Source organism: Pseudoalteromonas sp. NZS127 (genome assembly GCF_015864805.1).
Classification (GTDB): Bacteria; Pseudomonadota; Gammaproteobacteria; order Enterobacterales; family Alteromonadaceae; genus Pseudoalteromonas; species Pseudoalteromonas nigrifaciens.
This window is the reverse complement of the sequence record NZ_JADYWN010000011.1, coordinates 37,720-60,865: the sequence shown is the minus strand read 5'-3', so window position 1 is coordinate 60,865 and position 23,146 is coordinate 37,720. Positions and strand designations below refer to the sequence as shown.

19 protein-coding genes are annotated in these 23,146 nt (G+C 40.1%); 11 read left to right on the top strand and 8 right to left on the bottom strand.

Annotated features, from left to right (window positions below; all coding sequences use genetic code 11):
* Positions 1 to 30 precede the first annotated feature (30 nt).
* Both I6E78_RS11300 and I6E78_RS11295 read right to left on the bottom strand, forming a co-directional pair.
* The gene (locus tag I6E78_RS11300) at positions 31 to 1,107 is read right to left on the bottom strand and encodes a FecR family protein (RefSeq protein ID WP_011328500.1); all 1,077 of its coding nucleotides are present in this window, start codon (positions 1,105 to 1,107) and stop codon (positions 31 to 33) included.
* A complete protein-coding gene (locus I6E78_RS11295; RefSeq protein ID WP_011328501.1) occupies positions 1,104 to 1,679 on the bottom strand; it encodes an RNA polymerase sigma factor in 576 nt (191 codons plus the stop codon). The genes I6E78_RS11300 and I6E78_RS11295 overlap by 4 nt, the downstream gene beginning before the upstream one ends.
* Positions 1,680 to 1,951: 272 nt before the next feature.
* On the opposite strand from I6E78_RS11295, the gene I6E78_RS11290 reads away from it, so the two are divergent.
* Positions 1,952 to 2,968, top strand: a complete 1,017-nt coding sequence (locus I6E78_RS11290; protein ID WP_197182528.1) for a hypothetical protein — start codon at positions 1,952 to 1,954, stop codon at positions 2,966 to 2,968.
* 183 nt (positions 2,969 to 3,151) lie between these two features.
* Here the strand turns inward: I6E78_RS11290 and I6E78_RS11285 are convergent, their stop codons facing one another.
* From I6E78_RS11285 to I6E78_RS11275, 3 genes are all read right to left on the bottom strand, one after another.
* Positions 3,152 to 4,051: a c-type cytochrome gene (locus I6E78_RS11285; protein ID WP_197182527.1), complete on the bottom strand. Its 900-nt coding sequence runs from the start codon at positions 4,049 to 4,051 to the stop codon at positions 3,152 to 3,154.
* A complete protein-coding gene (locus I6E78_RS11280) occupies positions 4,044 to 5,402 on the bottom strand; it encodes a cytochrome c (RefSeq protein ID WP_197182526.1) in 1,359 nt (452 codons plus the stop codon). Before I6E78_RS11280 ends, I6E78_RS11285 begins: the two co-directional genes overlap by 8 nt.
* Positions 5,403 to 5,554: 152 nt before the next feature.
* A complete protein-coding gene (locus tag I6E78_RS11275; protein ID WP_197182525.1) occupies positions 5,555 to 6,439 on the bottom strand; it encodes a LysR family transcriptional regulator in 885 nt (294 codons plus the stop codon).
* 119 nt (positions 6,440 to 6,558) lie between these two features.
* Between I6E78_RS11275 and I6E78_RS11270 the strand changes: the two genes are divergently transcribed.
* The 8 genes from I6E78_RS11270 (at position 6,559) to I6E78_RS11235 (ending at position 15,463) form a co-directional block, all read left to right on the top strand.
* Positions 6,559 to 7,209, top strand: coding sequence for a peroxiredoxin-like family protein (locus tag I6E78_RS11270; protein WP_179807298.1), 651 nt, complete (start codon positions 6,559 to 6,561; stop codon positions 7,207 to 7,209).
* On the top strand, positions 7,209 to 7,970 hold the full coding sequence (locus I6E78_RS11265; protein WP_197182524.1) for a haloacid dehalogenase type II: 762 nt from the start codon (positions 7,209 to 7,211) through the stop codon (positions 7,968 to 7,970). Before I6E78_RS11270 ends, I6E78_RS11265 begins: the two co-directional genes overlap by 1 nt.
* A gap of 224 nt (positions 7,971 to 8,194) precedes the next feature.
* Positions 8,195 to 8,803, top strand: coding sequence for a PilZ domain-containing protein (locus tag I6E78_RS11260; RefSeq protein WP_011328508.1), 609 nt, complete (start codon positions 8,195 to 8,197; stop codon positions 8,801 to 8,803).
* A 57-nt stretch (positions 8,804 to 8,860) separates the two neighbouring features.
* The gene (locus tag I6E78_RS11255) at positions 8,861 to 9,916 is read left to right on the top strand and encodes an agmatine deiminase family protein (protein ID WP_197182523.1); all 1,056 of its coding nucleotides are present in this window, start codon (positions 8,861 to 8,863) and stop codon (positions 9,914 to 9,916) included.
* Complete coding sequence (locus I6E78_RS11250) at positions 9,913 to 10,806, top strand: carbon-nitrogen hydrolase (RefSeq protein ID WP_011328510.1); 894 nt, start codon at positions 9,913 to 9,915, stop codon at positions 10,804 to 10,806. Before I6E78_RS11255 ends, I6E78_RS11250 begins: the two co-directional genes overlap by 4 nt.
* Before the next feature lie 61 nt (positions 10,807 to 10,867).
* Positions 10,868 to 14,341, top strand: coding sequence for a transcription-repair coupling factor (mfd, locus tag I6E78_RS11245; RefSeq protein WP_011328511.1), 3,474 nt, complete (start codon positions 10,868 to 10,870; stop codon positions 14,339 to 14,341).
* A complete protein-coding gene (locus I6E78_RS11240) occupies positions 14,341 to 15,177 on the top strand; it encodes a peptidoglycan binding protein CsiV (protein ID WP_197108122.1) in 837 nt (278 codons plus the stop codon). Before mfd ends, I6E78_RS11240 begins: the two co-directional genes overlap by 1 nt.
* A 31-nt stretch (positions 15,178 to 15,208) precedes the next feature.
* Complete coding sequence (locus I6E78_RS11235) at positions 15,209 to 15,463, top strand: DUF3862 domain-containing protein (RefSeq protein ID WP_197182522.1); 255 nt, start codon at positions 15,209 to 15,211, stop codon at positions 15,461 to 15,463.
* 50 nt (positions 15,464 to 15,513) lie between these two features.
* Here I6E78_RS11235 and I6E78_RS11230 read toward each other — a convergent pair whose 3' ends face one another.
* The 3 genes from I6E78_RS11230 to I6E78_RS11220 form a co-directional block, all read right to left on the bottom strand.
* Complete coding sequence (locus I6E78_RS11230; RefSeq protein WP_197182521.1) at positions 15,514 to 16,881, bottom strand: hypothetical protein; 1,368 nt, start codon at positions 16,879 to 16,881, stop codon at positions 15,514 to 15,516.
* Between the two features lie 104 nt (positions 16,882 to 16,985).
* On the bottom strand, positions 16,986 to 19,433 hold the full coding sequence (locus I6E78_RS11225; RefSeq protein WP_011328515.1) for a TonB-dependent receptor: 2,448 nt from the start codon (positions 19,431 to 19,433) through the stop codon (positions 16,986 to 16,988).
* An 822-nt stretch (positions 19,434 to 20,255) separates the two neighbouring features.
* Entirely contained in the window at positions 20,256 to 20,678 is a 423-nt protein-coding gene (locus tag I6E78_RS11220) for a hypothetical protein (protein ID WP_182683372.1), read from the bottom strand.
* A gap of 344 nt (positions 20,679 to 21,022) precedes the next feature.
* On the opposite strand from I6E78_RS11220, the gene ccoN reads away from it, so the two are divergent.
* Together ccoN and ccoO are read left to right on the top strand one after the other, a co-directional pair.
* A complete protein-coding gene (ccoN, locus tag I6E78_RS11215; RefSeq protein WP_197182520.1) occupies positions 21,023 to 22,456 on the top strand; it encodes a cytochrome-c oxidase, cbb3-type subunit I in 1,434 nt (477 codons plus the stop codon).
* A 12-nt stretch (positions 22,457 to 22,468) separates the two neighbouring features.
* Entirely contained in the window at positions 22,469 to 23,143 is a 675-nt protein-coding gene (gene ccoO / locus I6E78_RS11210) for a cytochrome-c oxidase, cbb3-type subunit II (protein WP_011328518.1), read from the top strand.
* The last annotated feature ends 3 nt before the right edge of the window (positions 23,144 to 23,146 follow it).

The window sequence follows — 23,146 nt, the reverse complement described above, 5'->3', positions numbered from 1 at the left end:
CAACATTAGCATGATTTTAGGCGCTGCTATTTATGACTTAGTTTGACGTTTAAGGCTAACTACGTGCTCACCTAAGCGTTCGTGATCAATCGAAAAATTTGTTTTTAAACTTTCAAGTAGCCCAGCAACATCACCCGCCTTAAATACCCCTGCAACTTTAATATTTGCAAGCTCTGCCGATGAAAGCTCAAACCGAGTAGCGGTATAACGGCTAACTTCATTTAAGGCATCGCTTAATTGTTCTCCGTTAAAAATTAGCATGCCATTTTGCCACGCTAAATCTCGTTGCACATCGTCAGCAGAGAGGCGTTTAATAGGCGCTGTAACACTTTTTTCTATAATTGCTTTTTCGCCTGAGAGCACAATATTTGCGTTTATTTTTCTAATTTTTTGGGTGCTGTTATCGGCTAGTTGATAGGCTTTAAAATCGTTAGCATCAACAGCTACACTCGGATCAGTGATCATCACTTTTCCTTCGGTTACCACTAATTCTAAATGAGATGAGGTATTGCGCTGCACATTAAATACAGTACCTAATGCTGTAAAGCTTTTATCACCTGCCATCACACTAAATGGCCGCGTAGCATCTTTAGCAACATTAAAACGCCCTTCCCCTCTACTCAGTAATAACTGTCTGCGCCCTTTACTATAGGCAACCTCTAATAGGCTGTTGGTATTAAGTTGCACTATGGTGCCATCGGGCAGTACGTAAGTGGCTTGCTCTCCCACCTTGGTTTTATAAATTTTAGTATAATTAACTTTCGCTAGGGCTTGGTTATAACCAGTCTCTAAATTAACCAATAAGTAACTGCAAATCATTAACGCAGCAAATAAGCTGGCCGCGATACCATACGAAAACACCCATTTACTTTTTTCCTCGGTATTGTTTTTATGCGGAAATAAAGTGCTTAACTCGTTTAATACGCTCAGTTCGTCCCACAACTTAGCGAGTTCGTAAACGGCGTCTTGGTGTGCATTACTTTGCAGCATCCATAATTTAAATTGCTCTTTTTCAACCTTGTTTAAACCGCGATCTATCGCGCTTATCCAATTAGCTGCTGTTTCTAAAATTAAATCTTTTGGTGTAAATTGATGAATATTACTCATTTTGCCACACTCACTATAGTTGGCTTTTGAGCAGCGGTGTCGTGCTTTTTATACTGCTCATTTTCATCCTGAGAATGCTCTCGCATGTATAGCATGGTTTGTAGTAACCCTTTTGCAATATGTTTTTCTACTGTGCTTTGACTTAACTGTAGTTGCTGGGCAATTTCTTTTTGGCTCATACCGTACACTTTTTTTAATATAAAACACTTGCGAACCGTCAAGCTTAGTTGCTCTGTTGCCCGACAAAACAATAAAAAACGCTCTTTCGAGGTGTACTCGTCCTCTAGTTGTATTGATTTAAGTAATTTTGGTAATTCATGATCATCACAAAGGGAGTCGCTAAATTTATTATCCCATTTAGCAATATGATTAAGGGCAAGGTGTTTAGCAGTTTTGAGCATGTAACTACGCGTAAATTGAATATCTTGTTTTAAATCAGCTTCGTAGCTTTTAATAAAGGTTTCTTGCACTATATCTTCTACGTCGTCAGGTAACACTATTCGTGAAACAAAGCGGCGTAAATGAGTCGATAACTCTGTAAATGTAGTGGCTAATTTGAGTCCTCGCGCCATCCTTAATTTCATCCCTTATTATTGTATAAACCTAAGTTTGTTAAGATGACTAATTTTAACGTTAATTACAAGGTAAATTGTTAATCCTCGGTTATTTTTTCATTGCGTTAAAGGTCTCTTTATATGTTATTAAACAGTAATAAACCTGCATTTTGACCTAAGTCATGCTTTAGCTAAATAACGTATTAGCAAGTTCGTGGTGCAACAACTAAAAAGCTATAATATGCAAAATTTATCTCGCTTGAATGTAAGCAACCTAAGGGAGTTTTGTGGTGTTTAATAAAACAAGTTTAAGTGTTTCTGTATTATTAGCAGCAAGTGGATTGCTTGTTATTAGTGCACCGGTGAGCGCATCGCAAACCACGTTATCGAGCCAAATATTTGCGAATTTTAGTAATATTCAAATTGACGATCAGCACCAGGATATTGAAGATTGGCAACTTGATGTAAAGCGCTTTTATCTTAATTTAGACCATCAATTTAATGATGACTGGTCATTAACAGTGACCACAGATGTGCAGTGGCAACGCCAGCAAGACCCTACCGATATTTGGTTTCGTCATGCTTATATAAAACGCAATTTTAATCAAGGAAGTACGCTTAAAATTGGTGTTGCTGAACTGCCATGGATTGATTACATCGCACGCCGTGTAGGGTATCGTTATGTTGATCCGAGCTTAACGCCAAAAAACAAATTAGCCGGTCCAACCGATTTAGGTATTCATTATGGCCATAAATCGGCGCACTTTTCGTATGCTGTATCGGCTATTACTGGGGGTGGTTTTCAAAAGCCAACTGTGGGCGATCGAATTGATTTAGAAGCATCGGCTGTGTGGCATATAAATAAACAATTTGATTTTGCTTTAGGTGCTTATCAAGGTACACGCACACTTGATAAAGACGAGGCCGAGAAAAATCATACTGCAGAGCGTTTCAATGCAGCGCTAAGTTACCTGCATCAAGGGGTACGTTTTGGCGTTGAATATGTATATAACGACAACTGGAACCAAGTTAACAAAATACCGCAAGACGCTAGCAGCGGCTGGGGGACTTGGGCAAGTTATGCTTTTAAACCGGGTTACTCTGCATTTGCTCGGTACGATACAATCAACCCTAATAGACGTTTAAACGCTAGTTTAGAACGTGATTACATACAACTAGGTGTTGATTATAAGGCAACTTCTTATTTAACGCTGGCGCTTGTTGCTAAGCAAAGTAATATTGATAGTGCAACAGTTGAGCGAACTCAAAATGAAGTAGGTATATGGTCAATGTGGAATTTTAAATAATCTGAGGTAATGGTCTTAATTCAAATATTAGGTTTATGTTATGCTAATAAAAATGCGCCAAAACAGCGCGTTTTTTGTACTACCCTAGTATACACAGAGTAAATAATCTGAGTTTTAACTAAGTACATTACAGCAATAAAAAACCGCTTAACCTTGTTAGCTTAAGCGGTTATGCATACTGTATTAATAACGAGAATCAGCAGGATTATCCATACCTGGCCAATCGTTTTCTTTACCTGCAAAGTCTGGACGTGGCTTTTTAGTAAAGTATTCCACAACATCAACAACCTCTTGCTCTGATAAAGTGATCTGCCCAAGCGGCGCTTCACGACTCACACTCAATGGCATGTTATGAATAACAAATGCACCTGCTCGAGAGGCTCGTGCCATACCTGCCCCAATGTTAAATGAGTCATCGCCCCATAATGGTGGGAAAATATAATCACCAAATTGATCTTTTATCCCCTCGCCATCACTGCCATGACAAGTACCGCATTGCGCTGCATAAACCTGTGCACCGTTATTTGCGTTTGCTGTATATTTGCCTACTTTAAAATACTCTAGGCTAGTTAGCTTAACGGTATTGCCCGGTGCCACATCACCACCCAACCATTTCATATAAGCATGCATACCTTGCATTTCTGGCGAATCTATTGGGATTGGTTTACCATTCATCGAACGTTGAAAACAGCCGTTAATACGCTCGTTTAAATCAAGTACGCGTTGCGCACGCGGATTAAAGCGCGGATAGCGATTATAAGTATTTATATAGGGTGCCCCCAACTCTCGTTTACCTTGCCCCATATGGCAACTATTGCAATTGAGCCCGTTACCTACATTATCGGGCAATAAGCGCGCCGTTTCGTTAAGTAAGCGCATACCATATAAAATAGCCTCTTCATCTTTGTGGCCTACTACATCGGTAATTTTTGGAATGGTAAATTGATCAATCACCTTACCTTCGGCATCAATTACATCGTAAGTTTTTGCATCAGGCGCATCATAAAAACGGCTTTCATAACCCATGTAAGCAGCAACCGAAATTACAACTACAAGCACGCTTATCCCTAGTAACTTATTCATTTTCTATCTCCTTTGCGGGTACATAATGCACCGGAGCATGGTCAACTACACGGCGCATAGTCGCAACATCTCGAGTTGAAATATGGCTGCCATGATTGCCCCAACTGTTGCGAATAAAGTTTAAAACATCGGCTAACTCTTGGTTTTTTAAATGATAAAACTCAGGCATAGTAAATGTCATTACATCGTGCGCGGTTGTTGCCATTTCACCCCCTGCTAAAGTGACTTGAATTAACGAACTGGGATCTTCTGCAAACACAATAGAGTTACCAGCCAATGCTGGAAAAATACGTGGTGCGCCTTTTCCATCTAAACGATGACACGCGGCGCACTGCTCCATATACAACAAAGCACCAGAGGCCGAAAAGTCACCTGCCCGCAATGCACTTGTGGTGGTATCTGCTTTTGACTGCCAATTTTTTTCATACCCAGGGCGCGGTGCTAACTGATGCAAATAGCTAGCAATAGCGTTTAAATCTTTATCAGTAAAGTACCGCGTACTATGCGCCACTACATCGGCCATGCTGCCAAATGCGGCAGTTTTGTCGGTACGTCCTGTTTTTAAAAATTCAACAATATCGGCTTGTTTCCAGGTTGCTAAGCCTAACCCTTCATTACGTAAACTTTTAGCATACCAGCCCTCCAGTACTGAGCCTGATACAAACTGACCCGATACATCATCTGATAGCGCCTTTTCTTGAAAAGCAATACCACGTGGCGTATGGCACGCACCGCAGTGAGCTAATCCCTCAACTAAATAGGCCCCCTGATTTTGCTCAGTCGTTAAATTGGGGTTAGCTGTAAAGCTACGCGCTGGTGAAAATAATGCATGCCACCATGCTAATGGCCAACGCATACTTGCAGGCCATGGAATGGTTGTTTGTTGATTTTGTTGCTTTACTGCGCTAACGCTTGACATAAAATACGCGTACATTGCCTCTATTTCAGCATCATTTACTATTTTATATGACACAAAAGGCATAGCAGGATAAAGCGGTTGGTTATCTTGGCGAATGCCTTTTCTAACTGCACGTTCAAAATCGGCGTAGCTATAACTACCAATGCCTGTTTCGATGTCGGGAGTAATATTAGTAGAATAAATAGCCCCCATAGGTGTTTGCATGCCTAAGCCACCCGCAAAAGGTTTTCCGCCGGGTGCCGTATGGCACGCAATACAGTCAGCAACTCGTGCGTAGTATTCGCCCTGAGCAATGAGCGTTTGATCGTTAATATCTACTTTATGTGTTGCAGCTAAAGGTGGTGCTAAAGTAATAGGAATGAGCTTAGCGCCCACAAAGGCAAACACCAAGAGTGCAATACCTACTAACACAATGTACGTCACTTTTTTCATTGTTAAATTTAATCCCTCAAAGAAATAAAACGGCCAATAAGCCTGAGGGAGATAATAACAACAATAAAATATTCTCAAATGAGTATAAGAACAAAGGTTGATCTAACGCATGCGCTGCTCATAATAAAAGCGTCATGCAACCGCTTATATAGTTAGCATGCAACAAATAATGACTTTATAAAGTTAAAAAACACCTCAGTTTTACGTGTGGTTAAGCTGTTTTGTGGCCGTAAAAACCATACTGGTGCGTCGCTTTGCGCCATTACACCGGGCATAACTTCAACTAAGGTGCCATTTGCAAGCTCTTCACCAATTGCTATTTTTGATTTAATTGCAATGCCATGCCCAGCAATGGCAGCTTGGGTCATGTTATCTGAGTTTGAAATAGTAAAGCGGGTTTTAGCATTAAAACTGTGGATTTTGCCTTGCTCGTCAAATAATTTTAATTGCTTTTGCCACGGCAAACATACCCAATAATGCACCGCAAGCTCGGTTAAATTACTTGGCATACCCTGTTTATTTATATAGCTAGGCGCTGCACATAACACACGGCTATTATTGACTATTTTACGCGACAACATGCCAGAGTCGTTTAACTGCCCTACTCTTATGGCCACATCTTGAGCATCATCAACCACATTAATAAAGTGGTCCGTAATTAAAAAGTCGAGTTTTAATTGAGGATATTCACTTTCAAACTCGCTGAGCTTAGGCATAACATACTTAGAAAAAATCCACGGTGGCATAGTTACCCTTAGCAACCCACTCACAGTTGAGCTGCGAGCACCTATACTATGCTCTGCATCGTGCAGTGCCTCAATAATAGCGCCCACACGCGTGTAAAACACCTCTCCTGCAGGCGATAAACGTACTCGTCGACTATCCCTAAAGACTAAAACAGTAGACAACTCTCGCTCTAATTTACTAAGGCGATGGCTCACTGTTGCTGGCGATAAACCTTGCTCGCGCGCAGCTGCAAGTACACCTTTATTCTCTACTACGGCTATAAAAGTTTCTAAATCACTTATGTTATACATAAAAAGCTACTTTGGGTTTTCAATGTTTAATATTTTCGAATGAAGCTTTCGCTTTTGCAATCTGTATTTAAATAACTAAAACTATATAATCTAACGTAACTTAATTATTGAGGTTATATATGAGTTTAAAAGCGCAAATTGACGCCTATAACGTGCAAAAAGAAGCAAAGCTCCCTGCAGATGTTTTAGCACTAATGAATACGACAAACGCAGAGCTTATTGCCCAGCACATTAAAGATAATGCATTACAGGTAGGGCAAAAAGTTACCAATTTTAGCTTGGCTAATCATCAAGGGAACACGGTTGAACTTGCGACATTATTAAAACAAGGCCCAGTAATTATTAGCTTTTACCGTGGTGGCTGGTGCCCTTATTGCAATTTAGAGTTAAAAGCCCTAAATGATTACTTACCACAATTTAAAGCGCAAAATGCACAGTTAATTGCCATTTCACCACAACTTCCTGATGAAACACTGTCAACGGCGCAAAAAAATGACCTTGAATTTGATGTACTTTCAGATGTAAGTAATAAAATAGCCAAGCAGTTCGGTTTATTGTTTACACTCGATGAGCGTATTCAAGCGTTATATACCGAATTTGGTATTGATTTTGAGCACTACTACGGCGATAAAAGCTTTCAACTACCACTACCGGCCACTTATGTTATTAATCAACAAGGTGTGATCACTTACGCATTTGTAACTGAAGACTACACCCTACGCGCTGAACCTTTTGATGTATTAAACGCTTTAAAATCTGAGAGTAAATAATGTCTGTATTAACATCCCTAAAAACCCTAACCCTTTCATTAATTTTAGGCGCAAGCCTATTATCTGGAGATACTATGGCCGAACAAACCTCAAATAAACCTAAAGTGTTAATTTTTGACGTTAACGAAACACTCCTTGATCTAGATTCAATGCGCGCTTCTATAGGCGAAGCACTTGGTGGGCGAGAGGATTTATTACCATTGTGGTTTTCTACTATGCTACACCACTCGTTGGTATCAACTGTAATTGGCGATTACCAAGACTTTGGCCAAATTGGCGTAGCGTCATTATTAATGGTGGCACAAAACAACAATATTAATATTACCAGCGAGCAAGCAAAAACCGCGATTGTTACACCATTATTAACATTGCCCCCACACGCAGACGTAAAAGCAGGTTTAGCTGCATTAAGAGCACAAGGTTATAAGCTGGTTAGCCTAACAAACTCTTCAAATAAAGGCGTACAAGCACAATTTGAAAGCGCTGGTTTAACCCATTATTTTGACGAGCGCTACAGCATTGAAGATATTAAAGTGTACAAGCCTGAATTACGTGCGTACCAATGGGTACTTAAAAAACTTAATGTAAAACCAAATGAAGCCATGATGGTTGCAGCACATGGTTGGGACGTAGCCGGCGCAAAAGCAGCCGGTTTACAAACCACTTTTATTGCACGCCCAGGTAAAGCACTTTACCCACTGGCTAAAAAACCAGATCATGTTGTAAAAAACTTACATGAGTTAACCGAGCTGCTTAAATAACCTGATGTAATGGTCTCCTCCCCATACGGCATCTATGTGCCATGATTAAAGTGGTAAAAATTAATCAATACCCCAGCGGCCAATGTTAGGATAACGTTGGCCGTTTTTTTATATTTATAAAATGAATATAAATAAAGTATTCAAACAGTTATTCAAAAAACATATATTCTAGTAATTTAGCACTAAGGGCGCTATTATTACTTAAATGTGTTGCGGAGAGTGCTATGAACAGTCAAAGATTAAGTGAGTTTGAACAATATTTTCAAATTGATGAAAGTAACCGTGTAAACCTATACATAGTTGATGATAACGCCGTTCCAAAAAACCTTACCCAGTTAGACGCAGACATTCCCCCTTTATTTAAACTCGCTAATGAAGTAAGTAGCTTAGAGCAAAGCGCGCTTGGACCACTGCGTAATTTAGGTGATGTTGCCCAAGAGCTAGCGGTTTTTTTACAAGCGCAATCACGTAAAATAGACTTAATAATGAGCCATGTTCTCGCCTCAGAGCAAAGCGAAGATAACGCTATTTATTGCGATAGTTATGGCGGCGGTGGCGTAAAATTTACAACAGAGGATGTTTATTCTTTAGGGCAAAAATTTCGAACTAAACTTTTTTTACACCATGAAGCGTCTGCTGTTTATTGCTATACCGAAGTCGTCGCAATTAAAAAAATCGATACCGAGCATTACCAATACACTTTACTCTTTATAGCCATAAGAGACAGCGACCAAGAACTGGTCGTTAGAGCCAGTTTGCATGCGCAAACCCGACAACTAAAAAAACGCCAGCAATTAGAGCAATCACAAAACATGCAAGCAGATGATAAATAGCTGACATGTACACTCAAACTGCTAAACTAGCGCTACCTTAATTTGTATCAATTACTCATGAATTTTAGACTTTTACCAGAATGGGCCGAGCAAGACGCTGTTATGCTAACTTGGCCGCATAAAAACACCGATTGGGCTGAAAACTTAGCACGCGTTGAGCCTGTGTATGTAGCGCTTGCAAAACATATTACCGCAGTTCAACAGTTAGTTATTGTAGCGCACAGTGAGCCTGTAAAAGAGCATGTTATTGCGCTATTGCACGCCGCCAATGTCCCCTCAAACTGTGTTCACTTTGTAGTTACACCAACAAATGATACATGGGCACGCGATCACGGCCCCCTTACTTGCGCCGCTATAAATAACCCTAATCAGCTTAAAGTGTATGATTTTACCTTTAACGGTTGGGGCAATAAATTTGCAAGTAATTTAGATAATCAAATAAACCGTGTTTTAGTCAATGAGCTTAGCGATACAGATAATGACTACCAAGCAGTAGATATGGTGCTTGAAGGCGGTGGCATTGAAATAAACGAACACGGCGTATTACTTACTACCAGTGAATGTTTGCTCAATAAAAACCGCAACCCAAATTTAACCCCAAGTGACATTGCAACACTGTTAAAACAGCACTTAGGAGCAACTGACTTTTTATGGGTTGACCATGGTTATTTAGCGGGCGACGACACCGACAGCCATATAGACACGCTAGTTCGCTTTGCACCAAACAATACTCTTGTTTATGTACAGTGCGACGATAAAACCGATGAGCATTACAACGCGCTGCATGCGATGGAAAAACAGCTTCAAGGCTTTAAAACTACCGATAACACCCCATATAATTTAATTGCCTTACCTTGGCCCAAAGCAGTGTATGACGATGAGCAAACACGTTTGCCTGCCACCTATGCTAACTACTTAATTATTAATAATACGGTATTAGTACCAACGTACGATGATGTAAGCGATAAGCTCGCCTTAACGCAAATTCAACAAGCGTACCCAGAGCACACAATTGTGGGCATTAATTGCCTACCTATTATTGAACAATTTGGCAGTTTGCACTGTATAACAATGCAACTCCCACGTAGATTTTTAACTGGAGCAGCTCAATGACCAGCCCTGCAAAATTAACCGTTGCACTCGTACAACAAAGCAATAGCGATAATGCTGAGCAAAATATGGCAAAGTCGATTGCCGCAATTCGTGAAGCAGCCAACAAAGGCGCTAAATTAGTTGTGCTGCAAGAGCTACACCGTAGCCTGTACTTTTGCCAAACCGAAGATGTAGACGTGTTTGATTTAGCCGAAACCATTCCAGGCCCAAGCACGCATACTTTAGGTGAGCTGGCAAAAGAGTTAAGCATTGTAATTGTGGCGTCGTTATTTGAAAAACGTGCTACCGGCCTTTATCACAATACCGCTGTAGTACTTGAAAATGACGGCAGTATTGCCGGTAAATACCGTAAAATGCATATTCCCGATGACCCTGGTTTTTACGAAAAATTTTACTTTACTCCAGGCGATTTAGGCTTTGAGCCAATTCAAACCTCAGTAGGTAAATTGGGCGTATTAGTATGTTGGGATCAGTGGTTTCCTGAAGCTGCACGCTTAATGGCAATGGCCGGTGCTGAGCTACTTATTTATCCAACTGCAATAGGCTGGGATCCGCGTGATGATAGCGATGAACAAACCCGCCAAAAAGATGCGTGGGTTATTAGCCAGCGCGCCCATGCGATTGCCAATGGTGTACCGGTAATTAGTTGTAACCGCGTTGGAGTCGAGCAAGACCCAAGTGAGCAAAGCGAAGGGATTCAATTTTGGGGGAACTCTTTTATTGCAGGGCCACAAGGTGAATTACTTGCTGAGGCTAATAATACTGACGAGCAAATTTTAGTAATTGAGCTTGATCAACAGCGCAGCGAAAACGTAAGACGTATTTGGCCGTATTTACGCGACCGCAGAATTGATCACTACCAAGACTTAACAAAAATTTACCGCGATTAAATAAAATTACTTGGCCCTTATTACATAATAAATTAGGGCCAATTTATAAATGGAGTAATAAATGGCGTTTGAGCAATGGGCAGCCTTGCCTTGGGTGAAATCTCAAAAAGATAAAATTCAATGGGGGCAACTTAGCGGCAGCGGTTTAAGCATTGCTATTGCTGAGGGTGTAAAACAACAAGACAATTTAGTATTAATTGTAACCCCAGACACGCCAAGCGCCCTGCGCCTTGAAACCGAGCTAGAATATTTATTGCCCGACAACCCGGTAATGATATTTCCTGACTGGGAAACCCTACCTTACGACCATTTTTCTCCTCATCAAGATATTATTTCTGCCCGTTTAGCCACTTTAAATACGCTCAAAAACGAGCAACAAAGTGTTTTAATTGTCCCTGTTTCTACCTTAATGCTGCGCACCGCCCCGGCTTCGTTTATTTATGGGTCCACAATTAACTTTAAGGTGGGTGATAAGCTCGATACTCATAATTTCAGAAATAATTTAGAACAAGCGGGTTATTTAAACGTACAGCAAGTAATGGAGCACGGCGAGTACGCCATTCGCGGCTCTATTGTCGACTTATATCCTATGGGCAGCCCGCATCCTTTTAGACTCGACTTTTTTGACGACGAGCTCGACAGCATTCGTTTATTTGATGTTGAAACCCAGCGCTCAGATGAAAAAGTAGATAAAATTGAACTGCTCCCGGCACACGAATTTCCCACTAACGAAGCCGACATTGAACGCTTTAGAATAGCGTACCGTGAGAAGTTTGGTGCCAGCGCGCAGCAAGACTCTGTTTACATGCAAGTGAGTAAAGGTAATTGGCCTGCCGGTATAGAATATTATATGCCACTGTTTTTCGAGCAACTAGCCACTATTTTTGATTACCTACCTGAAACCACAACGGTAATGCAGCTCGGTGATTTAGAACATGCCGCCGATAATTTTTGGCATGACGTAAACGTGCGCTATGAAAACCGCCGCGTAGACCCACTGCGTCCATTATTAGAGCCAAGCGCGCTGTATCAACCCATTAATGAATTGTTTGCTAATTTAGGGAATTATGCGCGTATTCGCTTATCTCAAGCAAAACTAGGTACAAAAGCAGGCAATAAAAATTTAACTGTTAGTGAATTACCTGTTATTCGCATTGACCATAAACAAAGCGAACCTTACGGTGCGTTTATAAACTATGTAGCGGCGCAAAAAAAGCACAAAGGCCGTATTTTACTAAGCGTAGAGTCGGATGGCCGGCGCGAGTCATTACTGGGAGTATTAAAACCTAGCGGCTTAAAGTTTAAAGAATTTACTAGTTTTGAGCAGTTTACAAAAAGCCAAAGCGATGTTGGCCTAATTGTTAGCCCACTGGAGCAAAGTGTTGTATTAGGTACTAAACCTAGTTTATCTATTATCACCGAACAAGAACTGCTTGGCATAAAAGTATCGCAGCGCCGTCGCCGTAAGCATAAATACCAAGCCAGCCAAGATGCACTAATTCGTAACTTAGCCGAACTTAAAGAAGGCCAACCTATTGTACATCTTGATCACGGCGTTGGTCGCTATCAAGGTTTGCAAACCATAGATGCCGCAGGCATTATCACTGAATTTGTTACCATTACTTACGCCAGTGAAGCAAAATTGTATGTACCGGTTTCGGCGCTGCATATGCTAAGTCGTTATTCGGGCGGCGAAGAAGCTAGTGCACCACTGCATAAACTTGGCTCAGATGCATGGGACAAAGCTAAAAAACGTGCTGCTGAAAAAGTGCGCGATGTAGCCGCTGAGTTACTTGATATTTACGCTCAGCGCCAAGCAAAACCAGGGAATAAATTTACCCTCGATGCCCCAGCTTATCGCCAATTTAGCGACAGCTTCCCGTTTGAAGAAACCGACGATCAACGCAATGCCATTGAAGCCGTATTAGGCGATATGCAATCAAAACAAGCCATGGACCGTTTAGTGTGTGGCGATGTAGGCTTTGGTAAAACCGAAGTCGCCATGCGCGCCGCATTTGTAGCTGTTAACGATAACAAACAAGTAGCTATTTTGGTGCCTACAACATTACTTGCCCAACAACACTTTGAAAACTTTAAAGACCGTTTTGCCGACTTTCCTATTGAGGTAGGTGTATTGTCGCGTTTTAACTCACCTAAAGAGCAAAAAGACACGCTTGAAAAAATGGCCAACGGCAAGCTCGATATTGTCATTGGTACTCATAAGCTGATCCAGGCTGATATTATATTTAACGATTTAGGCTTATTAATTGTTGATGAAGAACATCGCTTTGGGGTGCGCCAAAAGGAGAAGATTAAAGCGCTACGCGCCGATGTCGACATACTCACTTTAACTGCAACGCCTATCCCGCGTACCTTAAATATGGCCATGAGCGGTATGCGCGACTTATCTATTATTGCCACTCCACCTGCAAAGCGTTTAGCAGTAAAAACCTTTGTGCGCCAACGCGATGTAGAATTAATACGTGAAGCGGTACTTAGAGAAATTAAACGCGGTGGCCAAGTTTACTTTTTACATAATAACGTAGAGACAATTGAGCGTGTAGCACAAGAAATAAGTGAATGGGTGCCCGAGGCAAGCGTAACCAGTGCACATGGGCAAATGCGCGAGCAAGAGCTTGAGCAAATAATGGCTGACTTTTACCACCAAAAATACAACGTATTAGTGTGTACCACTATAATAGAAACCGGTATTGACATACCAACTGCTAACACCATAATTATGGATAGAGCCGACAAACTAGGTTTAGCGCAGTTACATCAATTACGTGGACGTGTTGGTCGCAGCCATCACCAAGCTTATGCCTACTTATTAACAGGCGATCCTAAAGCTCTTTCTAAAGATGCAAGCAAACGCTTACAAGCAATAGAGTCATTAGAAGACTTAGGCGCAGGTTTTGCACTAGCAACCCACGATTTAGAAATTCGTGGTGCGGGTGAGCTTTTAGGTGATGATCAATCAGGACAAATGCAAACCATTGGCTTTAGCTTATACATGGAAATGCTTGAACAAGCAGTAAAAGCATTGCGAGAAGGCAAAGAGCCCACCCTTGAAAACCTCTTGCAAAAACAAACTGAGGTAGACTTAAAGCTACCGGCTTTATTACCCGATGATTATATTTACGATGTGAACGCACGTTTAGGTATGTACAAGCGCGTTGCTAGTTGTGCTAATGTTGCCGATATGGACGAATTGCAGGTAGAATTAATCGACCGCTTTGGCTTATTACCCGACGCGGCTAAAAACCTCTTTAGCCTGCAGCAATTAAAAATGCGAGCAAGTGATTTAGGTATAACAAAAATTGAGGCAAACCCGAAAGGTGGTTACTTTGAATTTAGCCAAAACACTAAGGTTAATCCTAGCTTCATCATAGGCTTGATACAAAGTGCACCGCGCGTGTACAAAATGGATGGCGCAAATAAACTGCGCTTTGTTATTAGCGAGGCAAATGCCCGCGAACGCTTGAAAATGGTCACTGCAATGCTTGCAGATTTCGAAAAAAAGGTTAGCCATTAATGTTGCTAAAAAAATCGCTTATTATTTTATGCTGCTTATTTAGCAGCACCGCAATTGCTGAGCGCTGGTTTGAAGTAGAAGTGCTGGTATTTAAACAACGCCCTGCTCCGTACTTACAAGAAGACTTTAGCCTTAAAAAACCAGCTATTGAAGATAAAAACACACTTGATTTACTCACCCCACTTTACACTGAGCAAGCTATGCAAGCGTGTATTGATGGCGATACACGCTTTGAAAAACGCTCTTTTACAGATTCTTTAGTTAACTCAAAACAGCAATCTGGGGTGTGTGATAACAGTATTGATTATTTAAAAAGTTATGAACACCTACCGGTAACACCGCTTGTAGCTGCACAAGATACAATGCAGCAAACATACCTTTTAGCACCAACACAACTGCAATTTAACAGCCAACGCCAAGCCCTAGAGCGCAAAGGGTTAACGCCACTATTACATACTGGCTGGCGTTTTGAAGGGGCAAGTAAGTCGCGTGCACCTAGCATGCATTTAATCGCTGGTGAGCATATTAAAAGTGCAGAGCCTAGCGCCCCAAGTTATGCAAACCCAGACTTTATTAGTTTGGTTAACTCGCAAGATTCCTTTTTTAATGCACCTAAAGAACCCACTATGAAGTGGGAACTCGACGGTTTATTTAAAATACATTTACGCCATTATTTATACATAACCGCTAATTTCGATATTAGCCAAAAGCACGATAGTGGTGAAATAGAAGCCGCTCGTTTTTCACAATTTAGACGAGTAATAAGTGAAGAAATACACTATTTTGATCACCCTAGAATGGGGATGATCGTCCAAATTAGAAAATTCAAACATTAATATGATGTTATTTAACACATAGGAAATAACAATGAAAAAACTCCTGATTATTGCAGCAACGCTAAGCCTAGCAGCGTGTTCTAAAGTAAATGTTGAGAACTACGAAAAAATAAAAATTGGTATGGATAAATCAGAAGTCGAAGTTTTTTTAGGAAGCGCTGATAACTGCGTAGAAAAAACACTGCATACCAACTGCGTTTGGGGTGACGATGCTAAAAATATCGAAATTATACTCGTATCAAACAAGGTAACTTTATTTACCAAAACAGGGTTAGCGAACAACTAACGCTAACCCTTTAGAGGAATAACATGGGATGTAACCGGTTACAGCCTTTGTTATTCCTGCTTAGTACCGTCATCAGAGTAAATAAGTTCAATATTAACTATTTTACTGCGGTTCATGGTTATTTTATAACGCTGATACAGCTTTTTATCTCGCTCAGTTAATACTAATACCATATTTAATTGATAACGCCGCTCTACAGCCTGCTTAGAAATCTTATTACTCTCAAGATGATATAACTTACCCTCACCTTTTTTAAGATAGCGAGAAAACGGCGCAAGGCTAAACTGCAGTGTTTGATGCAAACTATCGTAACCTGGTAAAAACTCTCGGGCATTTACACGTGTTTCGCTTGCAAAGTGTAACCACTGTGCAGCGAGCTTATTTTGTTGCCGGCGTTTGGAGAAAATAGCACGGACTTCTTTTGGAATATTTTTAAAGCGCGTATATTCTAACCAAATAAGCTGGCTCGCAACTTTGTCTTTGGTCACGCTATTTTTAAAAACAAACCGCCACTTAGGCCGCCCACGTACAATAGCGCGCCAAATAATTCGGGTTATATCTTCTTTAAATATTTCGCGAAGGCCATAAATAAGCCCCAATATTAAGATTAATGTTGCTGTAACTTCTGTAAAAGTTGCGCGTGCGTTGAGTATAACTATCATCACTAACGCCATAATTACAGCGGTTACCGAGCCCTTAACTAAACGTTTTAAATAACTATTAAGGTAGCGAGTTTGGCGGTTTAAAATTACACCATGTTCAATTAAACGCTGCAATAACCGCATTTTATTAGTAATGCGGTTTGCATCTTTAAGGGTTGATTCTGAATTATATTGTTGCTCTTCGCGATAACTGTTTTCTGACTTACAAAAGTTAACTAAGTCGTTGCGCTCTTTTGCATAGTCACTACTGCGTGGTCCTTCATCGAGCAGTTTTAAAAACGACTGCTCTATTTGCCAACTAAGGTAGTTATCGGCATTGGTGTAAAATGAAATTAGCTTTTCATCTTCAGGGGTATAACGTCTTAGTTTTCTTAATAAGCTTTGGCTTTGCTCGCACAGCTCACCCGCCCGTTGATAAAATTCATCAGGGTCTTCTATTTTGAGGGTTTCTTTAATATCTGCATCAATAGCCAAGCGCACCTGATAACAATACAAATTGAGGTTTTGTCGGTAATCTCGCTGCTCACCTTTGTTTTTACTTACAAAACGGCTTCGCACTAGCGGTAAGTGAATATTATTGGCGTTATAAGCTAAATAAGATTTAAATTGATTATTAAAATAGGATTCTTCACTAAGGGTTTGTGCATTCACGCCCATTTCGTTGGGAATAGAAAAGTATAAATCAAGGCGTTGCTCTGAGCGTTGGCCCAGCTGCGGTTCAATAATAAAAGATAAATTTTCATCTTGCTTTAACAATTAAATCTCCTTGTAATATAGCTCCTTAGTGTACTTGCCTGAAGTATTTTGTTCAATAAAAAAGGCCTAGTAAAAACTAGGCCTTAAAATATTTATTCTGCTAATTAAAATTTAAAATTAACACTCGCAAAAATACGCGAACCAATTACATCGTATATCTCAGGAACTGTTCCCATATCATTACCACCTAATACAGACTCAGGCTCTTTATCAAAGATATTATTCATACCACCAGTAATGCGTAAATCATCACTTACGCTGTAGCTCATAGAAATATCATGATAAACAGTATTGTCAGTGCTAAAGAAGTCACCGTAATACTCGCCATCCATTCCTTTAACGAATCTTGCATTATAAAGAAAGCTTAAAGCTTCGCTTACATCGTAATTTACAGATAGATTTGATTTGATTTTAGCATAGCCACCGATATTGCCATCGATAGTGCCTGTGTAATCAATATCATCTTGTTCAAATTCGATTAAGTATGTTGTATCAAGGTTGATAGCATAGTTATCTGCTTTGTATGAGATATTCCAATCAACACCAGATGTTTTTTGCGAGCCAACATTTGTTAATGCTGAACTCATATTTGATAAATCACCTGTTGATGTAATATTGATTGATGAACATGACTCAAGCGTACCAGCAAAACAATTTCTCATTTCGTTCTGAACGTCTAGACGCGTAATTGCATCAGTTATATCAAACTTCCAGTAATCCATGGTGCTTGATAAGCCATCAGTAATTTCCCATACCATACCAAAAGTAAATGACTTACTTTCTTCTGCTTTAAGGTTTTTGTCACTGGTGTAATTTACTTCGATTTGAGGGTCTTGCTCATTACCCCATGGATCTTCTAGGTAATCGAAAGAGCCTGAGTTACCACCAAAAAGCTCAGCAACATTAGGTGCTCTAAAACCAGTCGCTAATACAGAGCGAACCATAAACTCATCTGTTACGTTCCAAGTTGCACCAAGCTTCCACGTTGTTGCACCACCAAACGTTGAGTAGTTATCGTAACGTGCAGCACCTTCAATTGTTACTGACTCAAGCACTGGCATAGACGCTTCAAAATACACAGACTGTACTGAGTAATCACCTTCAGTTGGATCTTGTTGTGCCGCTGTACTTTCACCGCGTTGAGTGATCATATCTGGAGTGTAATAACCACTTTCAAATCTGTTTTCAACACCAATTGCATAACCAATATCGTTATCTGTTAGTGCACTGTAACCTGCAGCTAGAATAAACTGCTCGTTACCACCTTCATTTGACTCAGTGTAAATTGCACCATCTGACACTAACATATCGCGATTTAATGCATCGCCAGCAAACCAAAGCGCTTGATTAGCATAAATGCTTTGCTCAACATTGCTTGCATGGATAGAGTTTTGAACTTTATCTTTAGAATCATTACGGCCATAAGTAGCACTTACATCCCAGCTAGCGTCGTTATCTAACGTACCCGCTAATGCAACAGACGCTCTGTAGGTATCGGTTTTTTGCTCATAAATACGAGGACCTGCATCAACCATTCTGCGACGATACTCTAAGGTATCTGCAAGAGCACCCTTACCATCTACAAAAGCACTTGTATAAGCAGCATCTAAATTAGCTGTTTTTAAATCAATATTTGCTGGTTGTGGTGCAAGCTGTTGAGTCGAATCACGACGCGTATACATCAAATCAACATTAAATGTTGTATCTGAGTCTAACTCTTTATCAAAGCTAGTAAAAATACTGTACAAGTCGTTTGGTGTTTGTGCATAGCTAGAAGTCGTATAATCATAGCCTTTATTACGGTCTATAAAACCACCATTTCCATCTGGCATTTTACCACCAAGTGTTCCCTCTGGAATAAATGATGATTGACCTGGCTCTACAAAGCTTCTGTCTGATTGGATTATTTCGCCGCGGCTTGAATACTGCGCACCTACAACTAAATTACCTTCAGCAATTTGCATTCCGTGTAATAAACTTACACCGTAGTTATTGCCATCACCTTTTGTAGTGCGGCTACCTTCTACATTAACTTCTGAACCTTCAAAATCTTTTTTGGTTATTATATTAACAACACCAGCGATAGCATCTGAACCGTATACTGCAGAAGCACCGTCTTTTAAAATTTCAATAGACTTTATCATTGCAACTGGAATCGTATTTAAATCAACAGAAGAATCTGCACCGGTTCCAGATGAAACCATACGACGACCATTTAATAATACTAGAGTACGCTGAGAGCCCATACCACGTAGGTTTACAGTAGCAGTACCACCTGAACCATTATTACTCGAACCACCTAAGCTCATCCCTGCCGCTGATGGTTGATTAGAAAGCACGTCTGCAACTGATGTGTAACCACTTTTTGCAATAAAGTCATCGCCTATAACTGTAATAGGGCTAGCCGTTTCCATATCTGTACGGTTAATACGAGAGCCTGTTACTTGAATTTTTTCAATTGACTTTGCCGCTTCGTCAGCCGCTAAAACTTGCACACTTGAGAACATTGGAATAGCAGCGATAACCGCTAAGCCAAGAGTTGATTTTTTCATGGATGAACCCTACTTGTTGAAAATTTACCTAAATGGTAATGCTCACTTTTATAAGAATTGTGAGTCAGAAAACAGCAACTTAGGCGTGATTAACTGAACAAAAACTTAACGAAAGGCCAATTAAAAACCAACCGAAAAACACAGCACCCAAAAAAGGTACAAACGTTACACTATGTTTCCTTGTTAATTAATAAATACACTTCAAAATCAATACACTAAATGCATTGCGCTACATTAAAAGCACAGGTGAAATCAAACTAATGGACTTTGTAATTAAATGTAATTAACTCAACAATGTACCTTTAACCGGTAATTTAACAAGTTAATCACAGTAGGTTATTAAAACCGTAAAACTAGATGTTAATTGATAACTATATTTATGCGCTTTGAGTAATTAATTAGTCTGATTTAACGCATATATAGCTTTTAAAGGAGAGATTTTTTATTCAGCCAAGATTAAACAAGTAAATTATTCACCAATTTAATGAAGCAATGATTGCCTCAAACCTAGTAGTACACTTAATTAACCAAACACCATTGATGCATTTTTCGAAATTAAAAAGAGAAAGTAAAAATTACAAAAGGCAGGAGTGCTAAGTGCTAGCTAAAATGATGTGAGTGTACGAAGTACTCTTATTGTAGGCTTAATCTTCTTGCGCTAAAGCTAACCCTCTGCGGATTTAGCTTTTCTGCGCCAAGAAATAAAAAGTAACGCTTAACTTAAAGAGAGTAAGCACAACTAAACTGATCTCAACCAGAATGCTTATCTCCCTGCTGCAAATTAAGCGAGCTACTTAATAAGCAATATAAGCAATGGCATGTTTAGTAAGTAACGTAAAAATAATAATATACCGAGTTGCTTTGCTGTGTTACCTCATCGGTTACGTTAAGGATTAATTTCCACAGCATATTTTTTTCAGCGCAAATACCTACCATAGTTTCACTTTGCCAAGTGTTGCCATGGCGCTTAAATTGCTGAGGAATATACCCCATATACATAGTTACGCCTTCAAGTTTTGCATTCGTAATAACATGCCCTTTAGGTAACTCGGCAAATATGGAGAATGGTGTTTCAGGGGATAAATCACCATCGCTAAGCCACACTTTAACGCCATTTGGAAAAGTACAGGCTAAACCGGCTTCGCAAGCAAGGTTTTTTAATTGTTGTGTATCGCTGGTTTTTGAATAATCACACGCAACTAAAAAAATTAGTAAAAAAAACAAACATACTCTATATATATACATGTGGCAGGTACTCACAATCCAAAAAATAATGGCTGGCACTAATTTAATAGTCACAAGGTCAAATCACACTTTTATTACAAATAACGTACAATTCACCTCAAAAAGTAAACAGCAAGCTAGTAAAGTTTGATTGATGTCATAATATTATGTAATTGACCTATCTTTTTTAAGCCAAAAATTTTATCATTTCAACCGCAAAAAAATAAGGGTTTCTCGAGTCTGTTTTCTAAAATAATCGTATTTTTAATGTTTTAGATGGCAAGCTTGTGAAGTAATAGTAGGCCCCACTTTTTTTAGGTGGGTAATTCATTTCTAAACGCATTTATTGCAGCGGAAGCCAGAAAATGAGCCAGACAGTAGCATCACACACTGAGTACAACTATAAAGTTGTACGCCAATTCGCTATTATGACAGTGATTTGGGGCATCGTTGGCATGAGTATTGGGGTTCTGATTGCTGCCCAACTAGCTTGGCCAGCACTTAACTTTGATACACCATGGTTAACATACTCTCGACTTCGTCCGTTACACACGAACGCAGTTATTTTCGCATTTGGTACAAGTGCACTTTTTGCGACGTCTTATTACGTCGTTCAACGTACCTGTCAAACGCGCCTTCTTTCAGATAAATTAGCAGCTTTTACCTTTTGGGGTTGGCAGCTTGTTATTGTGCTTGCTGTTATTACACTACCTTTGGGTATTACAAGTTCTAAAGAATATGCAGAACTTGAGTGGCCAATTGATATTTTAATAGCCGTTGTATGGGTAACTTATGCCGTAGTATTTATGGGCACAATCGCAAAGCGTAAAGTGTCTCATATATATGTAGCTAACTGGTTCTATGCTGGCTTTATCATTACGGTTGCTGTACTTCATATTGTAAACAGTATGGCTGTACCTGTGTCGTTAACTAAATCGTATTCCATTTATGCTGGTGCAGTTGATGCAATGGTACAGTGGTGGTACGGACACAATGCCGTTGGCTTTTTATTAACAGCTGGCTTTTTAGGTATGATGTATTACTTTGTACCAAAACAAGCAGGCCGTCCGGTTTACTCTTACCGCTTATCAGTGGTTCACTTTTGGGCGCTTATTTCGCTTTATATTTGGGCAGGCCCTCATCACCTTCACTACACTGCGCTTCCTGATTGGACGCAAAGTTTAGGTATGGTTATGTCTATTATCCTATTCGTTCCATCTTGGGGTGGCATGATTAACGGTATTATGACGTTGTCTGGTGCATGGCATAAGCTTCGTACTGACCCTATTTTACGTTTCTTAGTTGTTTCATTATCTTTTTACGGTATGTCTACGTTTGAAGGCCCAATGATGGCAATTAAATCTGTAAACGCGCTTTCTCATTACACCGACTGGACTGTAGGACACGTTCACTCAGGTGCATTAGGTTGGGTTGCAATGATATCTATCGGCGCTATTTACCACTTAATCCCTGCGCTATTCTCGCAAGGTCGTATGTACAGCGTTAAATTAATTAACACACATTTTTGGTTACACACTGTTGGTGTTGTTTTATACATAGTAGCAATGTGGATCTCAGGTGTAATGCAAGGTCTAATGTGGCGTGCAGTTAACTCTGATGGCACATTAATGTATAGCTTTGTACAGTCTTTAGAGGCGTCTCATCCTTTCTATGTTATACGCTTTATTGGTGGTGTGTTCATCGTAGTAGGTATGCTAGTTATGGCTTATAACGTTTATCGTACAGTGGCAGCGAAGAACGATTCGCTGCAATTAGACGAACAAGCACAATTAGCATAACGGAGTGAGATAATGAGCAATAAAAATTCACAAAACAAACACGAAATAGTCGAAAAAAACATTGGCCTTATGGCTATCTTGACCGTTTTCGCAATTAGCTTTGGTGCATTAGTTGAAATTACTCCGCTAATGTTTCAAGACGATACAACTAAGCCAGTTGACGGACTACGTCCGTTAACGGCACTTGAAATGGAAGGCAGAGATCTATATGTACGTGAGGGTTGTTCAAACTGTCACTCACAAATGATCCGCCCTTTTCGTGACGAAGTTGAGCGTTATGGCCACTATTCGGTTGCCGGTGAATCTGTTTGGGATCACCCTTTCCTTTGGGGATCTAAGCGTACTGGCCCTGACCTAGCGCGTGTAGGCAAGCGTTATTCTGATGACTGGCATTATGCTCACTTAGTTGACCCACGTGCTGTGGTTCCTGAGTCGAACATGCCAGGCTTTCCTTGGTTAGCAGAGAATACGCTTGATACAAGCCTGACTCTGAATAAACTTAAAATTTTCCGTGATACATTTGGAATCGATAGCCGTACTGACCGTTACGATGGTTTAGGTTACGGTAGTGATGAAGAATTAATCGCCGATGTTGCTAAAGTTGATGCAATGAATGACGGTAAAGGTGCAACAGAAATGCAAGCCCTTATCGCTTATTTGCAACAACTTGGCACCCACTTGAAGTAACTA